This window comes from Chitinophaga pendula, assembly GCF_020386615.1.
GTDB classification, from domain to species: domain Bacteria; phylum Bacteroidota; class Bacteroidia; order Chitinophagales; family Chitinophagaceae; genus Chitinophaga; species Chitinophaga pendula.
Genome location: NZ_CP077769.1, coordinates 662,972 through 680,615 on the forward strand (window position 1 = coordinate 662,972; position 17,644 = coordinate 680,615).

The following is a 17,644-nucleotide window of genomic DNA, read 5'->3' on the forward strand; positions in this document are numbered from 1 at the left end:
TCAAAGGACTTTCTCACGTTTCGCATTGTTCTGCTTCGCGGCCAGCTTACTTTTTTTGTTTTTATACCGTTTCATCAGCTGGACAGATCAACTTATAACCGATCCCCCTGATATTAATGATCTGTACTTCTGTATTATCCCGCAACAATTTTCGCAGGTGCGTCATAAACACATCCATACTACGTGTATTGTAGTAACTGTCATCGCTCCATATCTTCAGCAGGGCCTCCTGCCGTTCCAGCACATTGTTCTTCCGTTGTATCAGCAACTCCAGCAATGCCACTTCCTTAAATGACAGGCTATGTACGCCGGATATCGTCTTCAGGGTCTGATGTACCGTATCCAGTATGGAATGGCCGAAATGATACACCGTCACTTTGGTGACAGGCGCTATGACCTTCGCATTACCGAAACGCATCAGCAACGCTTCAATGCGTACCAGCAACTCATCCATACTAAAGGGCTTTTTCAGGTAGTCGTTACCACCTGTCTTAAAACCTTTTACTACATCCTTCGCCAACGACTTGGCACTGACGAAAATAATAGGGACCTCGTGGTCCACTTTCCGGATCTCTTCCGTTACCATATACCCGTCTTTCGAGGGCAACATGATATCCAGCACACAGATATCCGGCTGGAAACGGTGGAAGGTATCTATCACTTGCCCTCCATCCGTAACGATCTCTACTTCGTAACCACTGGTTTTTAAACCATCGCTGACAATACGTGATAAAAATGGTTCATCTTCGGCGTATAAAATTTTATAACTCATTCTATTGAGGGAAGTTTTATGATAAATATGCAGCCTTTACCAGGCTCACTTTGTACGTTAATAGTGCCTTCATGCATATCGATGATCTGCTTTACATAACTTAATCCTAACCCCGACCCCTTTACACTATGTATATCTCCTTTAACAGGTACGCGGAAAAATCGTTCAAAGATCTGATCATGATAAATGGCAGGAATACCGGGTCCATTGTCCTTAAAGGTGATCACCGTCCACTCTTCATCTGCTTCACAACGGATCACCATTCGCAGAGGTTTATCTGCATACTTGATCGCATTTTCTATCAGGTTGTAGAATACATCCGTTATGTGTACAATATCGCCGTCCACAAAACAGGGCTCGGGAAATCCGATAAACTCACATTCCGCATGCACATTCCGGAATTGTAACTCCATCGCCCGGATCATTTCCTTCAACACCACTTGCACATCGAAAAAGGTCTTTTGTAAGGTAAACTGTAACTGGTTGTTACTTAAGCTCAGCACCTTTTCTACCATGGCGTCCAGGCGGCGTAGTTCCAGCCGTCCTATGTCCAGGTAATTCTTCAGCTTCTCAGGATCTTCCGTCAGGTTGTATTTGATGATAGACTCCAATGCCAGCGCCACCGTAGCGATAGGCGTTTTGATCTCATGCGTCATATTGCTGGTAAAAGCCACCCGCGCATCGGCATATAGCTGCCTGCTCCGCATCAGCTTAAGAATATAGTAAAACGCCACGCCCGTCAAAACAACCATCAGTACGGAAGATGCCAGGTAATAACGCATCCTGTACCAGGCTACCTTATTCAGCGAAGTAACCAGCAATTGATATTTGTACAGGTGTTCCAGGTTATAAGACACCCGCTTGCTCACATAGGCATAGTCCTTATTATCACTCGCATCATTACTCAACGCTCCTCCATAGGGATACAACCGGTGGCTATATCCTCCTTTAAACCCCATCGATCTCATTCCCTCTGCCACTAACTTATTCATAGAAACTAACGATATGCTGTCGGTACGGTAAATATCCTGCATCGCTCCCGAATTAATAAAATGCGCCACACCATGAGAAGGAGAGGCCTTTTTACGAAAGGTGAGCCGGAATACGATCACAGAGCTATCCTCATTCTGGTTGGCCTCAAATCCTTTACTGATATTACTACCACGGGTGTCGTCGAATCCCTGCCTGATCTGCACCCATTCGGGAGAAAGAAAATATTCATGGAAATATTCGTATTGAGAGGAATCAGACTGACAGCTCAGGTACAGGTTCTTTTTTGCGGTGTTGGTAAACATATTGTCGATATCCTGCACGATGTGCGATCGCTGCTCGATGAATAGCTGGGAGAGCCAAGCTACTTGTAATATCACGCTCACAACTATCGCCAGTATGACAAGGGGATATGTATATTTTGCCGCGTATGATTTCATATGTCAAAGTTCATTATTCCTAGGGTGTTATCATAACGATGAGGCGCGGATTTAACTCTATTTAACCATGTTTAACCTCCACTTACAAAGTACCATCCTAAGTTTGCACCATGTTAGCATGATACGAAGGTATCAGCTGCTGCTGCCAGTCATATTTTATTGAGAAACCAACCAACCGTGTGCTTAATAACTACCTGCTGACTATACCATAGACAGACAATCGAACTGTCACAATATAAACCTGTTCTAAAATATAAAATTATACATTTATTCTGTAAGTATATGAGCCTGCATGTACGGTCTTTATTGTTGATTATCAGTTAGTGATGTGTTTTCAAATACACCTTCGCACTACGGGTTCGGCAGTGGGAATGTGAAAGCAGCCCGCAGCTGGAAACAGGTATTGAAGAGGAGAAAAGCCGTGCCGGTAGCTAACCTGCCAGACAGCTATTATTTCAGCTTTCCTAATACAGAGAGTTATACTCTCTTTTTAATACAGACGAGGATGTTTCCTCTGGAACGACCTCCAGGTGATAATGTATATTGTTCAAGCTAAATGGGATGTCTCTTCCGGGACATCCTCCTTTTAAAGCCAGCGGATCAATGATTATTTAACTCTATTTAACCATGTTTAACCGTCACTTACATAGCTTCCATCTAGGTTTGCATTAAAATGGGGATGTCATGCAAGGTATTTAGTCCCTTAGTACTACAGACAGAACGCCGATTAAACAGATATAACAAAGAATGCCGGGAATGTAAGCGGGTCCTGCTGCCGGCAGTGTGTGATAGTGATCGCTGCAACGCGTAGGCAGAATAAACCGGCAGCAGCAGGTAAAATGCGTACAACAATATGACCTTTCGTATAGTGATAGAAGAGCCTAGCGCTCACTTCCGTTTAAAACGGGATATCCTTTCCGGGATGTCCCCTGATCTGATAATTATATAGCGTTTCCAAACGGGATGTCTCTTCCGGGACGTCCTTTTTTTATACAGACAGGGGGGAAGGGATTTAACTCTATTTAACCATCTTTAACCTTCATTTACAGTACTTGCCGCTACATTTGCTTTAGCTTTTCGGTAGGGAACAGCTACATACTATAACGGTAACGTTCCCGAACATATGAACAATAACCATTCCTATAGTAATAATATCCATCAAAAACCAAACGAGGGGGAATAGTTCGCAGTCTTCCGCCAGGAGCGAGGCAACATTGTTTGTCTCGTTTCCTTTTTACCCCAACGGTGCCTCATTATTTACGCAGCCAGATACGGAAGGTGGAACCTTTGTTGATCTCTGATGATTTGACGCTGAGTCGTCCTTTGTGGTAATCTTCAATGATACGTTTGGACAAAGAAAGGCCTAAACCCCATCCTCTTTTTTTAGTGCTGTAACCAGGTGTGAAGATCTTTTCGAATTGTGATTTGGGAATGCCCTTGCCTGTATCGCTGATATCGATGATGATATGTGCGGGATGGTTCTCTATGTAGAGATCAATGCTGCCTTTTCCTTCCATGGCATCCAGTGCATTCTTCAGCAGGTTTTCCACTACCCAGTCGAATAGCGGGGGAGAGATCATGGCCGGCAGTTCTTTTTCGGCGGCATGTACGGTGAATATTACTCTTTGCGGTGCCCGCCGGCGGATATAGGAAGTCATGTTCTCGATCTGCCGGATGATATCTTTTTCTTCCAGTTTAGGGACACTGCCGATCTTGGAAAAACGATCGGTGATCAGTTTCAACCGGTCTACATCCTTCATTAGTTCTGCTACCATGGGCGCATTACCATCATTTTCCTTCAGCAGTTCCAGCCATGCTTCCATGGAGGACAGCGGGGTGCCTAGCTGGTGGGCGGTCTCTTTAGCCAGCCCTACCCATACAAGGTTCTGCGTAGCGCGGTTGGTGGTGGAGATCGCATATAGGACCACCCCGATGAACAGGGCGACTACGAGTAACTGGATATAGGGGTAGTACCTGATCTGGCGGAGGATGAGAGAGTCGCCGTAATAGATATAGTTATAGGTCTTCTGTGCGGCATCGATCTCCATGATAAAGGGGGGATGTTGCTTACGGAATACCTTCAGTTGTTCTTTGAGATAGTCAGGGTACTGGGCGATCTTGGCGGAGTCTATATTACGGTTATCTATAATATTGCCGGATTCATCTGTCAGTATCAGTGGGATGGTGGTGTTGGTGGTGACTATTTCCACGGCCAGGTTGAGGTTGGCTTCTGAGGATGCTTGCAGCAGTTCGCGGTTAGCGGCAACCCAGGTAGCTACTTTTTTGGCTTCTTCCTGTTGTATTTGTCTGGATAGGTTGCTGACAAACCAGATGGTGGTGACAATGATGATCACTGCGATAGATATCAGCAAAAACCTCCAGCCTATATACTGTTTAAACATACGGAATACTTCTCCAGCGTAAATTAAGATAATGTATAGATATTATTCGACCGGTTTGTTGCATATTTGCAACGCTAAATATTATTCACGCATAAACGAAAAAGTTTTGTCGGTATTGCCATCGGTCGCTGTTGTTATTTTGAACTGGAACGGAAAACACTTCCTGGAAAAGTTCCTGCCGTCCGTATGCCGTAGTACTTATGGCCATCTTCAGCTGTATATGGCAGACAATGCCTCTACAGATGGGAGTGCCGAGTACGTGCGTACGCATTTTCCACAGGTAAAGGTCATACAAAATCCTGATAATAATGGTTTTGCGGGAGGTTATAACCAGGCGTTACAACATGTGGAGGCGGATATTTATGTATTGTTGAACCAGGATGTGGAAGTGGAGCCGGGCTGGATCGAGCCGGTGATTGCCCAGATGCAGCAGGATGAGCGTATTGCGGCCTGTCAGCCTAAGATGAGGGCCTATCATGAACCTGAGCGTTTTGAGTATGCCGGTGCTGCTGGTGGTTGGATGGATATCCTGGGATATACTTTCTGCCGGGGCCGGATATTATATACTACTGAAGTAGATGAAGGGCAATATAATGATGCACAGGATATTTTCTGGGCAACAGGGGCTGCATTGTTCATCCGTCGTCACTGCTTTTACGAAGTAGGCGGATTTGATGCGGATTTTTTTGCCCATATGGAAGAAGTAGACCTTTGCTGGCGTTTACAACGTGCCGGGTACAGGGTTTGTTATTGCCCGGGTGCGCAGGTGTACCATGTGGGTGGCGGTAGTTTACCACAGGGGAATCCCCGGAAGCTATACCTCAACTTCCGCAATAACCTGATGATGCTCTGGAAGAACCTGCACCCGACTGACCGCTGGATCATCCTGGTACAACGGGTGTTCCTGGATCTGCTCGCTGCTGTGAAAAGCCTGGTATCGGGTAAACCGCGGGATATGACCGCTATCTTCCGGGCCTACCGGGATTACTATAAATGGAGAGCCCGCTATCAACGGAAAAAAGATACGCTGCCGCAACGCCGGTTGCTGGATATCAAAGGTGTCTTTCATGGGATTATGATATGGCGTTATTATTTTCTGAACCGCAAAAAATTCAGCGAGCTGGAAAAACGAGGCTGACGAGCGACAAAGAGTATATTTTTAAATAATACTTTGATTATTATCTGACATAACGTAAGTTTGCATCGCGAAAAAAGTAGTTATGGAGCAAAATAACATTGAAAATAACAGCGATTTTACCCGTAGCTGGGTATCCTCCTCCAGGTTTTTATTTTATGTGAAAGTGGGTTGTATACTGGCCTTCGTATTAGGTGGCTGCTATAACCTCTACAAACATCGCTATAAAGGTAAACCTGATGTAGCCGTACCTGAAAGTACCCTGTACAATCCTAAGTACAAATAATTGCATCTCAGCTGTCTGTCAGCTTAACATAATTAAAACCCGGCGTATACTGCGCCGGGTTTTTTTGTGCGATTGGTTATTTGATTATTTATTTGTGCGGTTGATTATTTGACTGCTGCATTTGATTTGGTCGTTGCCAGTTCTTTTTCCATATGTGCGGGCAGGGTGATATTTCCCTTTTCGGCATATACTTTCAGCTTTCCTTTCCGGAGATTATACACATTGATATTGTCGTTTTTAAGGTCTGCATACAGCAGGTAATCATCGTCGGGGCAGGCATGTTGTTTACAACCCGATGTTGCTACCACTTCTTCTTCCACGATGATAGGCGTTTCCACATTCCAGTTTTTGCTGAAGGTGGCATATTCATCTCCCAGTAAGGTCTGCAACCGTTTGGCGAGGGCTTCGTTTTTGAACAGCTCTACGCTGGCGGGGTATTTGCCGGCCAGGTTTTTCATAAACACCAGTTCGGATACGGTGGTGGCAGGGGCTGCCTGTTCGGCAGGAGCACTGGTGACTACCGTATCTCCTCCTGTATTGGTGGTGATACCGTCGGTTGTTTTGGAGCCGGATTCATTACCCGAATGTTGACAGGCTGCAAAGGAGAGAGCAGTGGCTAGTAGCCATACATGATGTTTCATAACAATGCAGTTTAGGTTTCTCGTATAAACATATCGATACCGCTAAAGTTCGCTTAGCGGATGTTACCAGCCATCACTCCAACAAGCTTGCCATTCTTTAGCCTGCCTTATATTTCTTCTGGTAAATGCCCGGTGCATAACCGGTGATGTCTTTGAAGGTGCGGTTAAAACTGGTGACGTTACTGAATCCGGATTCGAAGGCGATCATTGCGAAAGGCAGTTCTTTATCGCTTTTCAGCAGTTTGCAGGCGTGGCTGATCCGCAGTTCGTTGAGGAACCGGATATAGGTTTTACGGGTGCGTTTTTTGAAATAGCGGCAGAAAGCTGGTACGGTCATATGTGCGATGCCAGCGATTTCGTCGAGGCTGATAGGTTTCCGGAAATGCCGGATGCTGTGCTGGTAGATCTCATTCATACGTACGCCCTCTGCCTCACTGAAGTTCCAGTCATTTTTCTCCTGGGAAAGGGCTGTTCGCTGGCATTGCTGGTGGATGGTATCGAGCAGGTCTAGGAAGGCCATGAGGCGGCGTACGCCCTCTTGCCGGAACAGCTCCCGGAATTGTTGTTCCAGCTGCACGGTATGGGGAGGGGTGATACGGAATCCGTTGGCGGACTGGCGGACCATTTCCCGGATCAGCTGCATTTCAGGTAGCTGTAGTAACTCAGCGGCCGTTTGTGTGGGATGGAAGAAGAAGGTGAGGGCATGTATGTATAGTGTGCTGCCTGCGGCAAAGTAGGCAGGATCACTTTTAAAGATATGTGGTTGTCCGGCGCCGATCCAGTAGATATCTCCCGGTGCGAAAGCCCCCATGTAATTGCCCGCTATTAAGGTACCTTCTCCCTTTAATATGAGGCTGACCTGTATTTCCGGATGTTGATGCAGGTGGTCATAGAAATAGGGCATACGGTCCTCCTGTACGATGACGGAGGCTTGTTGTGCGACGGGTATTTTGAATGCGAGGACTTTCACGTTTTACTGAAATTTATAACAGTTTTATGGAAGGTAGCATATATGGGTTAATTTCTGTAAAGAAATGATTAATTACTGCCCTATGGCATGCGTATCCCCCGGCTAATTTTGTTCTTATACAAAAACAGCATGATATGCAACAGATACAATGGCAAGGGGTATTTCCGGCGTTATTAACTCCATTTGATGCGAATGACCAGGTGGATCATTCCATGTTTACCTACAATTTACAGGCACAGCTGGCAGCGGGTGTGAGCGGTATTATCCTGGGGGGCTCTTTGGGAGAGGCTAGCAGTTTGCAGAATGAAGAAAAGTATGCGTTGGTGCGCTATGCTGTGGAGCAGTTGAAGGGGCGTATACCGGTGATCATGAACATTGCGGAGCAGACTACGAGTGCGGCCATTGCGAGTGCACAAGCGGCGGAAGCGGCAGGTGCCAGTGGCCTGATGTTACTGCCACCTATGCGTTATAAAGCAGATGATGCGGAAACAGTCGCTTATTTCCTGGCGGTGGCTAAAAGTACGGCATTGCCTATCATGATCTATAATAACCCGGTGGATTACAAGATCACCGTAACGCTGGATATGTTTGAGGCGATGGCCGGGCAATCCAATATCCAGGCGGTGAAGGAGTCCACACGGGACATTACGAATGTGACGAGGATGATCAACCGTTTTGGGGATCGTTTCAGCATTCTCTGTGGCGTAGATACGCTGGCGTTAGAAAGCCTGCTGATGGGAGCTCATGGTTGGGTAGCGGGATTGGTGGATGCTTTTCCGGCAGAGACGGTGGCGATCTACCGGCTGGCCAAAGCGGGAGAGGTAGCGAAGGCGCTGGCGATCTACCGTTGGTTTATGCCGTTGCTGGAGCTGGATATACACCCTAAGCTGGTGCAGTATATCAAACTCGCGGCGACAGCTACTGGTATCGGTACGGAGACGGTACGGGCGCCACGGCTGCTGCTGGAAGGAGCAGAAAGAGAGCAGGTATGGCAGACGATCCAGCAGGCGTTGGCCCAGAGACCGGTATTGCCTGACTATTTAAACATACCTGTATGAATATTACCGGAAGGAACAGTATCGGCTATAGCTGGACGGCCACTGGAGATACGGTGTTATCAGCGTACAACCCTGTCAGCCGGGAAATACTCCCGGAACGGTTCATCGCCGCTACGGAGGCGGAGATGGAGACTGCACTGACGCGGGCTACGGCGGCATTTACGATATACCGGCATATCAGTGGGGCGGACAAGGCGACATTTCTGGAAGCGATTGCGGCAGAGATACTGGCATTGGGAGATGTGTTGTTACACCGGGCGGTCGCCGAATCGGGGTTGCCGCTGGCACGTATTACCGGTGAGCGCGGGCGTACTATGCAGCAGTTGCAGTTGTTTGCTACGCTGTTACGGGAAGGCTCCTGGGTGGAGGCTGTCATTGATACGGCTATACCCGACCGGCAGCCATTGCCCCGACCGGACCTGCGTACGATGTGGCAGCCACTGGGGCCTGTGCTGGTATTTCCCGCGAGCAATTTCCCGCTCGCATTTTCTACTGCTGGTGGGGACACTGCTGCAGCGCTGGCGGCCGGTAACCCGGTCATTGTAAAAGCACATGAATCCCATCCCGGCACGAACGAGCTGGTAGCGGGTGCTATATCGAGGGCAGCCGCAACATGCGGTATGCCGGACGGCGTATTCTCCAGTCTTAACGGCTACGGTCATACGTTAGGGCAGGCATTGGTAAGACATCCTGCTATCAAAGCGATCGGGTTTACGGGTTCTCAACGAGCCGGAAAAGCGATTATGGCGACGGCTGCTGCCCGGCCTATCCCGATACCGGTATATGCCGAAATGGGCAGTATAAATCCTGTATTGCTATTGCCCGGCAAGGTAGCGACATCGGCAGCGGCACTGGCACAACAATATGCAGCTTCCATCACGCAGGGTGCGGGGCAGTTCTGTACGAACCCTGGGTTGTTGATTGCCATGGCTGGTCCTGACACGGATCATTTTGCGGAGCTGCTGGCTCTGGCATTACAGCAGGTACAGCCTGCTCCTATGCTGAACAAGGGGGTATATGAACAGTACTATGCCGGGTTGAAAAGTTTACAGCAGCAGGACGGCGTGCGTACGTTACAGGCAGGAGTGCCTGCTGCCGATGCGCTGGCATATCCTGCTTTACTGCAGGTAGACAGTGAGGTGTTTACCACGCATGCGCATCTGCAGGAGGAGGTGTTTGGTCCTTCTTCTTTGCTGGTGACCTGTAAGGATATGGTTGCCTTGCAGCAAACCATTATACAGCTGCAAGGGCAGTTGACGGCGACGGTGTTGGGAGATCGGTATGATCTGCAGCAATATGCTGTTGAGATACAGCTGTTGCAGGACAAGGCCGGTCGTATCCTGTTTAACGGGGTACCTACTGGTGTGGAGGTATGTGAGGCGATGGTGCACGGAGGGCCTTTTCCGGCGAGCAGTGATGCGCGCAGTACCTCTGTGGGTACGGCCGCTATCCGTCGTTTTGTAAGGCCGGTGTGTCTACAGGATTGTCCGCCGGCTTTGTTGCCGGACGCCTTGAAAGAGGATAATCCGCTGCATATCTGGCGTAAGGTAAACGGTCAATGGACCCGATAATATTCACCGATCATTTTAAGGTATATGTCCACCAAAACATTCTTTTGTATAGACGCTCATACCTGCGGCAATCCGGTACGGGTAGTAGCTGGCGGGGGGCCGGTATTGAACGGCCAGAGTATGATGGAGCGGCGGCTGCATTTTCTCCGGGAATATGACTGGATACGGAAGGGGTTGATGTTTGAGCCGCGGGGGCATGATATGATGAGTGGTAGCATCCTGTATCCACCGACAGACCCTGCTAATGACAGCGGGGTGCTGTATATTGAAACCAGCGGATGCCTGCCGATGTGCGGGCATGGCACCATTGGTACTGTTACGATCGCTATAGAACAGGGACTCATACAACCGAAGGTGCCCGGCCAGTTGAGACTGGAGACGCCTGCAGGTCTGGTGTTGGTTTCTTATCAGCAGGAAGGTGCGAAGGTGACGTCTGTCAAACTGACGAACGTGCCTTCTTTCCTGGCTGCGGAAGCTTTGGAGATAGACTGTCCTGGCCTGGGCGCTTTACAGGTAGATGTGGCGTATGGTGGTAACTTCTATGGTATCATAGATCCGCAGGCGCATTTTCCCGGTATGGAACATTTTAAGGCCGATCAGCTGATTGCGTGGAGCCGTATCTGCCGGCAGCAGTTGAATGAGCGTTATACGTTCCGGCATCCGGAACAGGAGCATATCTACGGGCTTAGTCATATTATGTGGACGGGCGCTACGATGTCGGCTACGGCGACGGCACGCAATGCGGTGTTTTACGGGGATAAGGCGATCGACCGTTCGCCCTGCGGTACCGGTACTTCTGCGCGTATGGCGCAATGGTATGCAAGAGGGAAGTTACAGCCGGGAGATCGTTTTGTGCATGAAAGCATCATAGGTTCGGTATTCAACGGCACGATAGAAGGGGTTACCCAGGTAGGGGAGTTGCCTGCTATTATTCCCGGTATAGAAGGATGGGCAATCGTAACGGGGTATAATACCATTTTTATCGACGATAAGGACCCTTATGCACACGGTTTCCAGGTAATATGAGTACCATTTTTTTCAACACTATTTTAAGCAATATATGCAAGCCGTTATCATAGGAGGAGGCATCATCGGATTGAGTAGTGCTTATTACCTGCGGGAGAGTGGGTGGGAGGTGACTGTGATCGACAGTGGGAATATGCAGGACAATTGTTCTTTCGGTAATATGGGGATGATCGTACCCAGTCACTTTGTGCCGCTGGCGGCGCCAGGGATTGTACAGCAAGGTATCCGGTGGATGTTCAATTCACGTAGTCCGTTTTATGTAAAGCCCCGTTTCAGCCGGGCGTTGTTATCCTGGGGCTGGCAATTTATGCGCAGTGCTACGCGTGAGCATGTAGTGAAATCGGCGGTGCCGTTAAGAGATATCAACCTGCTGAGTAAGTCGCTGTATGCACAATGGGGATCAGCGGAGTGGATGAATGCCGGGCTGACACACCGTGGTATCCTGATGTATTACCGGACGCCGGAGGTGGCGGAGGAAGAGGCGCATCTTGCGGCGACGGCCAGGCAGATGGGACTGGATGTACAGGTGCTCAATAGCCGGGAGTTGCAGTTGCTGGAACCGGAGGTGGCGATGGATGTTCTGGGGGCGGTGCATTACCGCTGTGATGCGCACCTGTATCCTAATGCTATGATGCAGCAATTATACCGGCAGCTAACAGTAATGGGAGTACGATTTGTACCGCAGCAGGCAGTAACGGCTATCAAACATGCCGGCCGTGCGATACAGGCGGTGGTAGGGGGGCAACAGACGTATACGGCTGATCTGTTTGTATTGGCGGCGGGATCATGGTCGCCGGCATTGGCTGAAATGACGGGTATACGCATACCATTGATGGCCGGTAAGGGGTATTCCTTTACGCAGAATATGCCGGCCAAGCTGTTGCAGGTGCCGGCTATACTTTGTGAAGCGCGGGTAGCTATTACGCCGATGCAGGGGCATATGCGTTATGGTGGTACGATGGAATTGGCAGGGATAAATCCGCAGGTGAATATGAAACGGGTGGAAGGTATCGTGCGGGCTGTACAGCAGTATCTGCCGGGGCTGGAGGTGGGGATGCCTGCCCAGGAGCAGGTGTGGCATGGATTCAGGCCCTGTTCTCCGGATGGGCTACCTTATATCGGCTATACGAAGCGTTACAACAATTTATTAATGGCTACGGGGCATGCGATGATGGGAATGAGCCTGGGACCTGCTACTGGTAAGCTGATAGCGGAGCTGGCGATGGAGCAACCTGGTAGTGTGGACATCCGGGCTTTTGATCCGGACCGGTTTGGTTGAGGAGAAGGGATGGATGTGCATAAAAAAAGCCTGATTGATATCAATCAGGCTTTTTATTTCAGAGCGGAAGACCGGGCTCGAACCGGCCACCCCGACCTTGGCAAGGTCGTGCTCTACCAAATGAGCTACTTCCGCATGTAGACGTTGAATGTCTGTGTTTTAAGAACTGCCCCGTGTGTTTCGGGAGTGCAAATATACGCAAGAGTTATAAATCACAAAATATTTTCTGTCTTTTTCAGAAAAAAAACTGATCCTTCTACTGTTGATATCCTGTAATCCTTTACCACAAAGGGTTACAGGCTGTTGTGAAAGTTGAAGCATATTATGATCATGTACATTTTATGATCGATGTGATAAAAATATTTTATTGACTGCTATGGCTGTAATGCTTGCCGCGTAAGGGTTTGAGAGGGAACGGGTGAAAGGTGTATTCTTTTTGATCAAAAAAAGTTGTTCTTTTTGATCAAAAAATTTGATCAATTAAACAAAACATCGTAATGTTGCATCCCGTTTGAAACAGTAATGGCTGCGTAGCTCAACTGAATAGAGCATCTGACTACGGATCAGAAGGTTTCAGGTTTGAATCCTGACGCGGTCACAGGTTTTCACAAGAAGGTTCCGGTATATATACTGGAGCCTTTTTTTATGCCCGGATATTACTCCTGATATTGCTGCTGCACACTCCCCATTTATCACGTTGCTTTCTTTGTTTTTGCGGGTCTGATGGCTGTTCATGAACGTTTATTTTACAGTCATGGAAGACGTGTGTGTAGGGTTATTGCGGTATTGTGTAGGCGTGAGGCCGGTACGTTTTTTAAACGCGGTATTAAAGGATGATTTTGAGTTGAATCCTACTTCGTATAATATTTCCTGGATGTTGCGTTCTTTTTTGGCGGTGTCTTCCAACAGGGACATTGCCTTTCGTATGCGATAGTCATTTACAAAATCAAAAAAGTGCTGATTGAGGTGATGGTTGATGAGTACAGAGAGATCGCGGGCAGGCATGCCTGTTTGCCGGGCGAGGTCTTGTACGGTGAGTTCGGGATCGAGATAAGGCGCTGTTTCTTCCATGTACTGTTTCAAGGTGTTGATCTTATCCTGGTAAACGGGCACGGCAGTGTTCGTGCTAATATCGGTGGTGTCATTGTGTGGGGAGGTTTGCAGGAGGGTGTTGACGGAAGGTAAGGTAGAATCGACACCACGGAAGAGTACGGGTTGGTATAGTGCTTTGAGTACAAACCAGCAAAGCAGCAGCAATGCGGCGACGATCAAGGCGAATTGCAGCCAGGTGAGCCAGGCAGCGGTAATGGAAAAGAGAAAAAGCAAGCGGATGGTGGATAGCGCTAGCAGCCCGGACAGCAGTATGGTGGCCTGTGACAGCCATTGGTAGATCATGGTAGCTGATGCGGTATAGTTTTGTTGGTAGATGATCCGGAATCTTTTTAAGGTAAGGAAGGTAGCGATCAGGTAAAAGGCAGCCTGGAGATACAGTGATATGCGTATCCAGTTGTTTTCCGGGACGTCGTTGAAGTGAGTGAAGTATTGTTCGCGGGCAGCGTCGCCGGCCATATAAAATATGGGCAGGAGCAGGGCGTTGCTGGCCAGGAAGGGTAGCAGGTGGAGGAGATGTATGGGGCTGAGTCTGAAGTCGGCGTAACAGACGGAGAGCACGTACAGGTAGAATGCCGGCATGAGGAGGAAGGCGACTTGTTCTCTCCCTACTTCTAAGGAAGGAGAGTGGCGGAACAGCCATCCGCTGAAGATGCCGCCGAGGTCCAATGTAAATATCAGCAGGAAGGAGGCGAACAGTACGTTACTTGTTTTACGGCTGGTTTGAACGGTGAGTAGGAACAAGGCCAGTAGTAATGATAGGGCGATTCCGATAAGGCATACTGTATTAAAAAAGGAAGCTTCAGTCATTCCGGTGCTGGGTTGATTATGGTGCTAAAATATGCATTCCGGTGGTGGTTTTAAAAGGCAAAGGGTTGATCATTATAAGATCAACCCATTTTTTATGTTGTGAACAGTTATGGCTGATTATAGCGGATCGTCTAGGTCGAAGATGAACCTGGCTGGTTTGGGTAATTCTTTACGCGGGAGTTTTTCTTCCCGCATAGCGGTATTGTAGACAAACGCAGCGACGATGGTAGCGGCTTGTTTAAGATCTTCTATGGACAGGTGGTCGTAGGTATCCATATTGGTGTGGTGGGTACGAGTTTCGTACTCGAGTGGGTCCTGGATGAACTGGAATCCGGGGATGCCTACTGCGTCGAAAGCGAGGTGGTCGGTGCTACCGCTGTTATTGCGGGAGACGCCGGTGGCATCGAGGTCGGCGAAGGGCTGTAGCCAGCTGCGGAAGATGGGGCCTACTGCATCGTTGTTCTGGAGGAAGATGCCTCTGATCTTACCCGAGCCATTATCGAGATTATAGTAGGCGGATACTTTTTGCTGAGCCGGTGTCACTTGCATGTTGAGCGGATTGCCGTAATGGCGTTTTACGTAGTTGAATGAGCCCAGTAGTCCTTGTTCTTCTCCACCCCAGAGGGCGATGCGTACGGTACGTTTGGGTTGTATGTTTAGGGAGCGGAGGATGCGGATAGCTTCCATCATGACAATGCAGCCAGCACCGTTGTCGGTGGCGCCGGTGCCGGTATGCCAGGAGTCCAGGTGTCCGCCGATGATGACTAGTTCATCTTTGACTTTAGGATCTGTGCCCGGGATGTCTGCCACGACGTTATAGCCCTGTTGGTCGGCATCATGCCATTGGTTGCGGATATCCAGTTCCAGTGTGAGGGGGATATTGGCATGTACCAATCTTTTGAGTTGGAGCAGGTCTTCTTTGGCGAGCACTACTTCGGCGAGGGGAAGTTCTTGTCCTTTGACGTATCCGGCTCTGCCGCTTACTTCGATGGTGCCGTCGCGGCTACCCGGGTGGGTGGATACGAGGGCTAGTATGCCTTTGCTGGCGAGGTGTCTTTTGATCGCTGCTTTTTCGTTGGCGATGCCCTGGTATTTGACGATCTCATCGCGGTTGTTTATCATATACATGTCCGGGAGTGTATCGAGGGTATTGGCGTTATACCGGGTATAGTAGGCGCTGGTAGCTGCTTTAAGGAGTGTATCGGGATTGTCGACGATCACTATTTTTCCTTTGAGGCTATTGCCGGCTTTATCGATGGCAGCGAGGGTGAGTTGATCCAGTATGATGACATTGCCTGATACGAGGCCTTTGGTGCTGGCGCTCCAGGCTTTGGGATAGGCGATCAGTGGCTGGTAATAAGGTGTTTTGATGGCTGCGTAAACTTTCTCTGTGCTCCAGCCTCTGCCGAAGCGGCCCCAGGGTTCCAGGGTCGCATTTTGGAGGCCCCATTGTTTTAATGTCTGTGCGGCCCAGCGGGCAGCTTTCATATATCCCGGTGAATTGGTTAGCCTTGGACCGGACACATCGGTCAGTTGGCTGGCGATGAAAGGTACCTGTGAATGTTCATAGGCTTCTGTTCGGATACGTTGCATTACCTGTTGGTCGATGGTTTCCTGTGCATAGGTTCCGGTTGATAACAAGGTGCTGAGCAAGAGGGGTAGGGTCTTTCTCATAACTATTTTGATTTAGTGAATAAATATAAATAAAGGTCATTCATTACGGGACAGAAAATGTGATGAGAGGATTAACATTATGCCACTCTCTTTTATATCTTTATCAAATAAAACAAGCCAACCGGAGATCACCCTATGTTAACGTTCCGGAAAGATCGTGTAAATGTGTAAATAAACCCTCTAAACCCTCTAAACCCTCGGAGTTGCCATATGAACCCTCAGATGTCTTTATTTGATCGCCGATCATTTTTAAAATCCGCTGCTACTATTACCTCTGGTGTTGCCGGTCTTGGTATGTTGCCCCTGGAAGGATGGGCGATACCGACGGTTGCGGGGGCGAGCGGTAATATTCACCTGGTAGGTCCACAGGAGGGGTATGCTCCGCAGGTGGGTACGCTGGTGTCGATGATGAACTGGATGCGTGCTACGGTATTAGCAGCTGTAAAGGGGTTGGACCGGGATGCGCTGGATTTTTTGTTTGACGAAAAGTCGAACACTATAGGTGCTATGTTGATGCATTTGGCAGCTACGGAGCGTTTTTATCAGCTGCATACTTTTGAAGGCCGGAGATGGGGGGATTGGCCGGAGCCGGATATCCGGCGCTGGAGTGCTGCGAGCCGGTTAGGTATGGCGGGGAGGATGTTGATTGGCGGGGAGGATCTGTCGTATTACCTGGATCTGTTGTCGGAGGTAAGGGCGTCGACGTTGGCGACGTTGCGTAACCGGGATGATAAGTGGTTATTGTCTGTAGACGGTGGATGGGTCTGGGGGCCTACGAATAATTACTGCAAATGGTTTCATGTGGTGGAGCATGAGTCGAATCACAATGGGCAGATCAAATGGATCAGGGGGCGTTTGCCCGGTGGGAGTGGGGGTGTGTTGCCGGGAGATTGATAGGATCAGGCGTTGCGGGCCATTTCCTGTTCGAGGGTGAAGTTGACTGCCTGCGTAAGTTTCTGCATGGCGATGGCCAGTTGATTTTCTACTGTTTTAACGGAGAGTTGTTGTAGGGCGGCTACTTCTTTGTACTTCAATCCATATTGTTTAACGAGTATGAATATGGTGCGGCATTTAGGAGGTAGTTGTTGTACGGCATCTTCTACTTTGCGCATCATTTCGGCGGTGATGAGCAGTTTTTCGGGATCGCTATTAAAGCGGACGTGTTGTTCATCGAGTTCTGTCATGCTAACGATCTGCCTGGAGGAGGGGTGTTTGCGGGCGTGGTCTATTGCGCGGTTTTTGGCGCATACGAAGAGGAATACCTGTGGATTTTTGATGTTGGTGAGTTCTTTTCGTTTTTGCCAGCAGTGGAGGAATACATCGTTGGCGATTTCTTCTGCGATTTCTTTGGAGCGGGTATAATTGTAGGAAAATCTCAGTACTGGCAGGAACAGCAATTTGTAGAAGCTATTGAATGCTTCCTGGTCGTCCTGTTCTGTTATCCTCCTGAATAGCTGATTGATTACCTGATGCTCCATTC

Annotated in this window: 15 protein-coding genes and 2 tRNA genes; 8 read left to right on the forward strand and 9 right to left on the reverse strand. The window is 48.8% G+C overall.

The window, feature by feature from the left end:
- Positions 1 to 61: 61 nt before the first annotated feature.
- The 3 genes from KTO58_RS02705 to KTO58_RS02715 form a co-directional block, all read right to left on the reverse strand.
- Positions 62 to 772: a response regulator transcription factor gene (locus tag KTO58_RS02705; RefSeq protein WP_095840861.1), complete on the reverse strand. Its 711-nt coding sequence runs from the start codon at positions 770 to 772 to the stop codon at positions 62 to 64.
- Positions 769 to 2,202, reverse strand: a complete 1,434-nt coding sequence (locus tag KTO58_RS02710) for a sensor histidine kinase (protein ID WP_095840860.1) — start codon at positions 2,200 to 2,202, stop codon at positions 769 to 771. Before KTO58_RS02710 ends, KTO58_RS02705 begins: the two co-directional genes overlap by 4 nt.
- Before the next feature lie 1,253 nt (positions 2,203 to 3,455).
- Entirely contained in the window at positions 3,456 to 4,574 is a 1,119-nt protein-coding gene (locus KTO58_RS02715; RefSeq protein ID WP_225860023.1) for a sensor histidine kinase, read from the reverse strand.
- A gap of 136 nt (positions 4,575 to 4,710) precedes the next feature.
- On the opposite strand from KTO58_RS02715, the gene KTO58_RS02720 reads away from it, so the two are divergent.
- Together KTO58_RS02720 and KTO58_RS02725 are read left to right on the forward strand one after the other, a co-directional pair.
- Positions 4,711 to 5,742, forward strand: a complete 1,032-nt coding sequence (locus KTO58_RS02720; RefSeq protein WP_095840858.1) for a glycosyltransferase family 2 protein — start codon at positions 4,711 to 4,713, stop codon at positions 5,740 to 5,742.
- A gap of 82 nt (positions 5,743 to 5,824) precedes the next feature.
- Positions 5,825 to 6,025, forward strand: a complete 201-nt coding sequence (locus KTO58_RS02725; protein ID WP_095840857.1) for a hypothetical protein — start codon at positions 5,825 to 5,827, stop codon at positions 6,023 to 6,025.
- 104 nt (positions 6,026 to 6,129) lie between these two features.
- Here KTO58_RS02725 and KTO58_RS02730 read toward each other — a convergent pair whose 3' ends face one another.
- Positions 6,130 to 6,666 carry an Ivy family c-type lysozyme inhibitor gene (locus KTO58_RS02730; protein WP_095840856.1) on the reverse strand — a complete coding sequence of 179 codons (537 nt, stop codon included), beginning with the start codon at positions 6,664 to 6,666 and terminating at the stop codon, positions 6,130 to 6,132.
- Positions 6,667 to 6,763: 97 nt separating this feature from the next.
- On the reverse strand, positions 6,764 to 7,636 hold the full coding sequence (locus KTO58_RS02735) for a helix-turn-helix domain-containing protein (protein ID WP_095840855.1): 873 nt from the start codon (positions 7,634 to 7,636) through the stop codon (positions 6,764 to 6,766).
- A gap of 134 nt (positions 7,637 to 7,770) precedes the next feature.
- Here KTO58_RS02735 and KTO58_RS02740 point away from each other — a divergent pair, with 134 nt between their 5' ends.
- The 4 genes from KTO58_RS02740 to KTO58_RS02755 are packed head-to-tail and all read left to right on the forward strand — an operon-like array spanning position 7,771 to position 12,570.
- Positions 7,771 to 8,694: a dihydrodipicolinate synthase family protein gene (locus KTO58_RS02740; RefSeq protein ID WP_095840854.1), complete on the forward strand. Its 924-nt coding sequence runs from the start codon at positions 7,771 to 7,773 to the stop codon at positions 8,692 to 8,694.
- Positions 8,691 to 10,265 (forward strand): aldehyde dehydrogenase (NADP(+)), encoded by a 1,575-nt coding sequence (locus KTO58_RS02745; RefSeq protein ID WP_225860024.1) that lies wholly within the window; start codon positions 8,691 to 8,693, stop codon positions 10,263 to 10,265. Before KTO58_RS02740 ends, KTO58_RS02745 begins: the two co-directional genes overlap by 4 nt.
- 24 nt (positions 10,266 to 10,289) lie before the next feature.
- Positions 10,290 to 11,291: a 4-hydroxyproline epimerase gene (locus KTO58_RS02750; RefSeq protein WP_095840852.1), complete on the forward strand. Its 1,002-nt coding sequence runs from the start codon at positions 10,290 to 10,292 to the stop codon at positions 11,289 to 11,291.
- A 34-nt stretch (positions 11,292 to 11,325) separates the two neighbouring features.
- Positions 11,326 to 12,570 carry an NAD(P)/FAD-dependent oxidoreductase gene (locus tag KTO58_RS02755; protein ID WP_095840851.1) on the forward strand — a complete coding sequence of 415 codons (1,245 nt, stop codon included), beginning with the start codon at positions 11,326 to 11,328 and terminating at the stop codon, positions 12,568 to 12,570.
- 62 nt (positions 12,571 to 12,632) lie between these two features.
- On the opposite strand, the gene KTO58_RS02760 is transcribed toward KTO58_RS02755, so the two are convergent.
- Positions 12,633 to 12,705 (reverse strand) — tRNA-Gly (locus KTO58_RS02760).
- 389 nt (positions 12,706 to 13,094) lie between these two features.
- Here KTO58_RS02760 and KTO58_RS02765 point away from each other — a divergent pair.
- Positions 13,095 to 13,168 (forward strand) — tRNA-Arg (locus KTO58_RS02765).
- Between the two features lie 143 nt (positions 13,169 to 13,311).
- Here KTO58_RS02765 and KTO58_RS02770 read toward each other — a convergent pair.
- Together KTO58_RS02770 and KTO58_RS02775 are read right to left on the reverse strand one after the other, a co-directional pair.
- Positions 13,312 to 14,490, reverse strand: a complete 1,179-nt coding sequence (locus KTO58_RS02770; RefSeq protein ID WP_095840850.1) for a helix-turn-helix domain-containing protein — start codon at positions 14,488 to 14,490, stop codon at positions 13,312 to 13,314.
- 117 nt (positions 14,491 to 14,607) lie between these two features.
- Positions 14,608 to 16,164, reverse strand: coding sequence for a M20/M25/M40 family metallo-hydrolase (locus tag KTO58_RS02775; RefSeq protein WP_095840849.1), 1,557 nt, complete (start codon positions 16,162 to 16,164; stop codon positions 14,608 to 14,610).
- 210 nt (positions 16,165 to 16,374) lie between these two features.
- Between KTO58_RS02775 and KTO58_RS02780 the strand changes: the two genes are divergently transcribed.
- A complete protein-coding gene (locus KTO58_RS02780) occupies positions 16,375 to 17,058 on the forward strand; it encodes a DinB family protein (protein ID WP_225860025.1) in 684 nt (227 codons plus the stop codon).
- A gap of 5 nt (positions 17,059 to 17,063) precedes the next feature.
- On the opposite strand, the gene KTO58_RS02785 is transcribed toward KTO58_RS02780, so the two are convergent.
- Entirely contained in the window at positions 17,064 to 17,642 is a 579-nt protein-coding gene (locus KTO58_RS02785; RefSeq protein WP_095840848.1) for an RNA polymerase sigma factor, read from the reverse strand.
- Positions 17,643 to 17,644 lie beyond the last annotated feature (2 nt).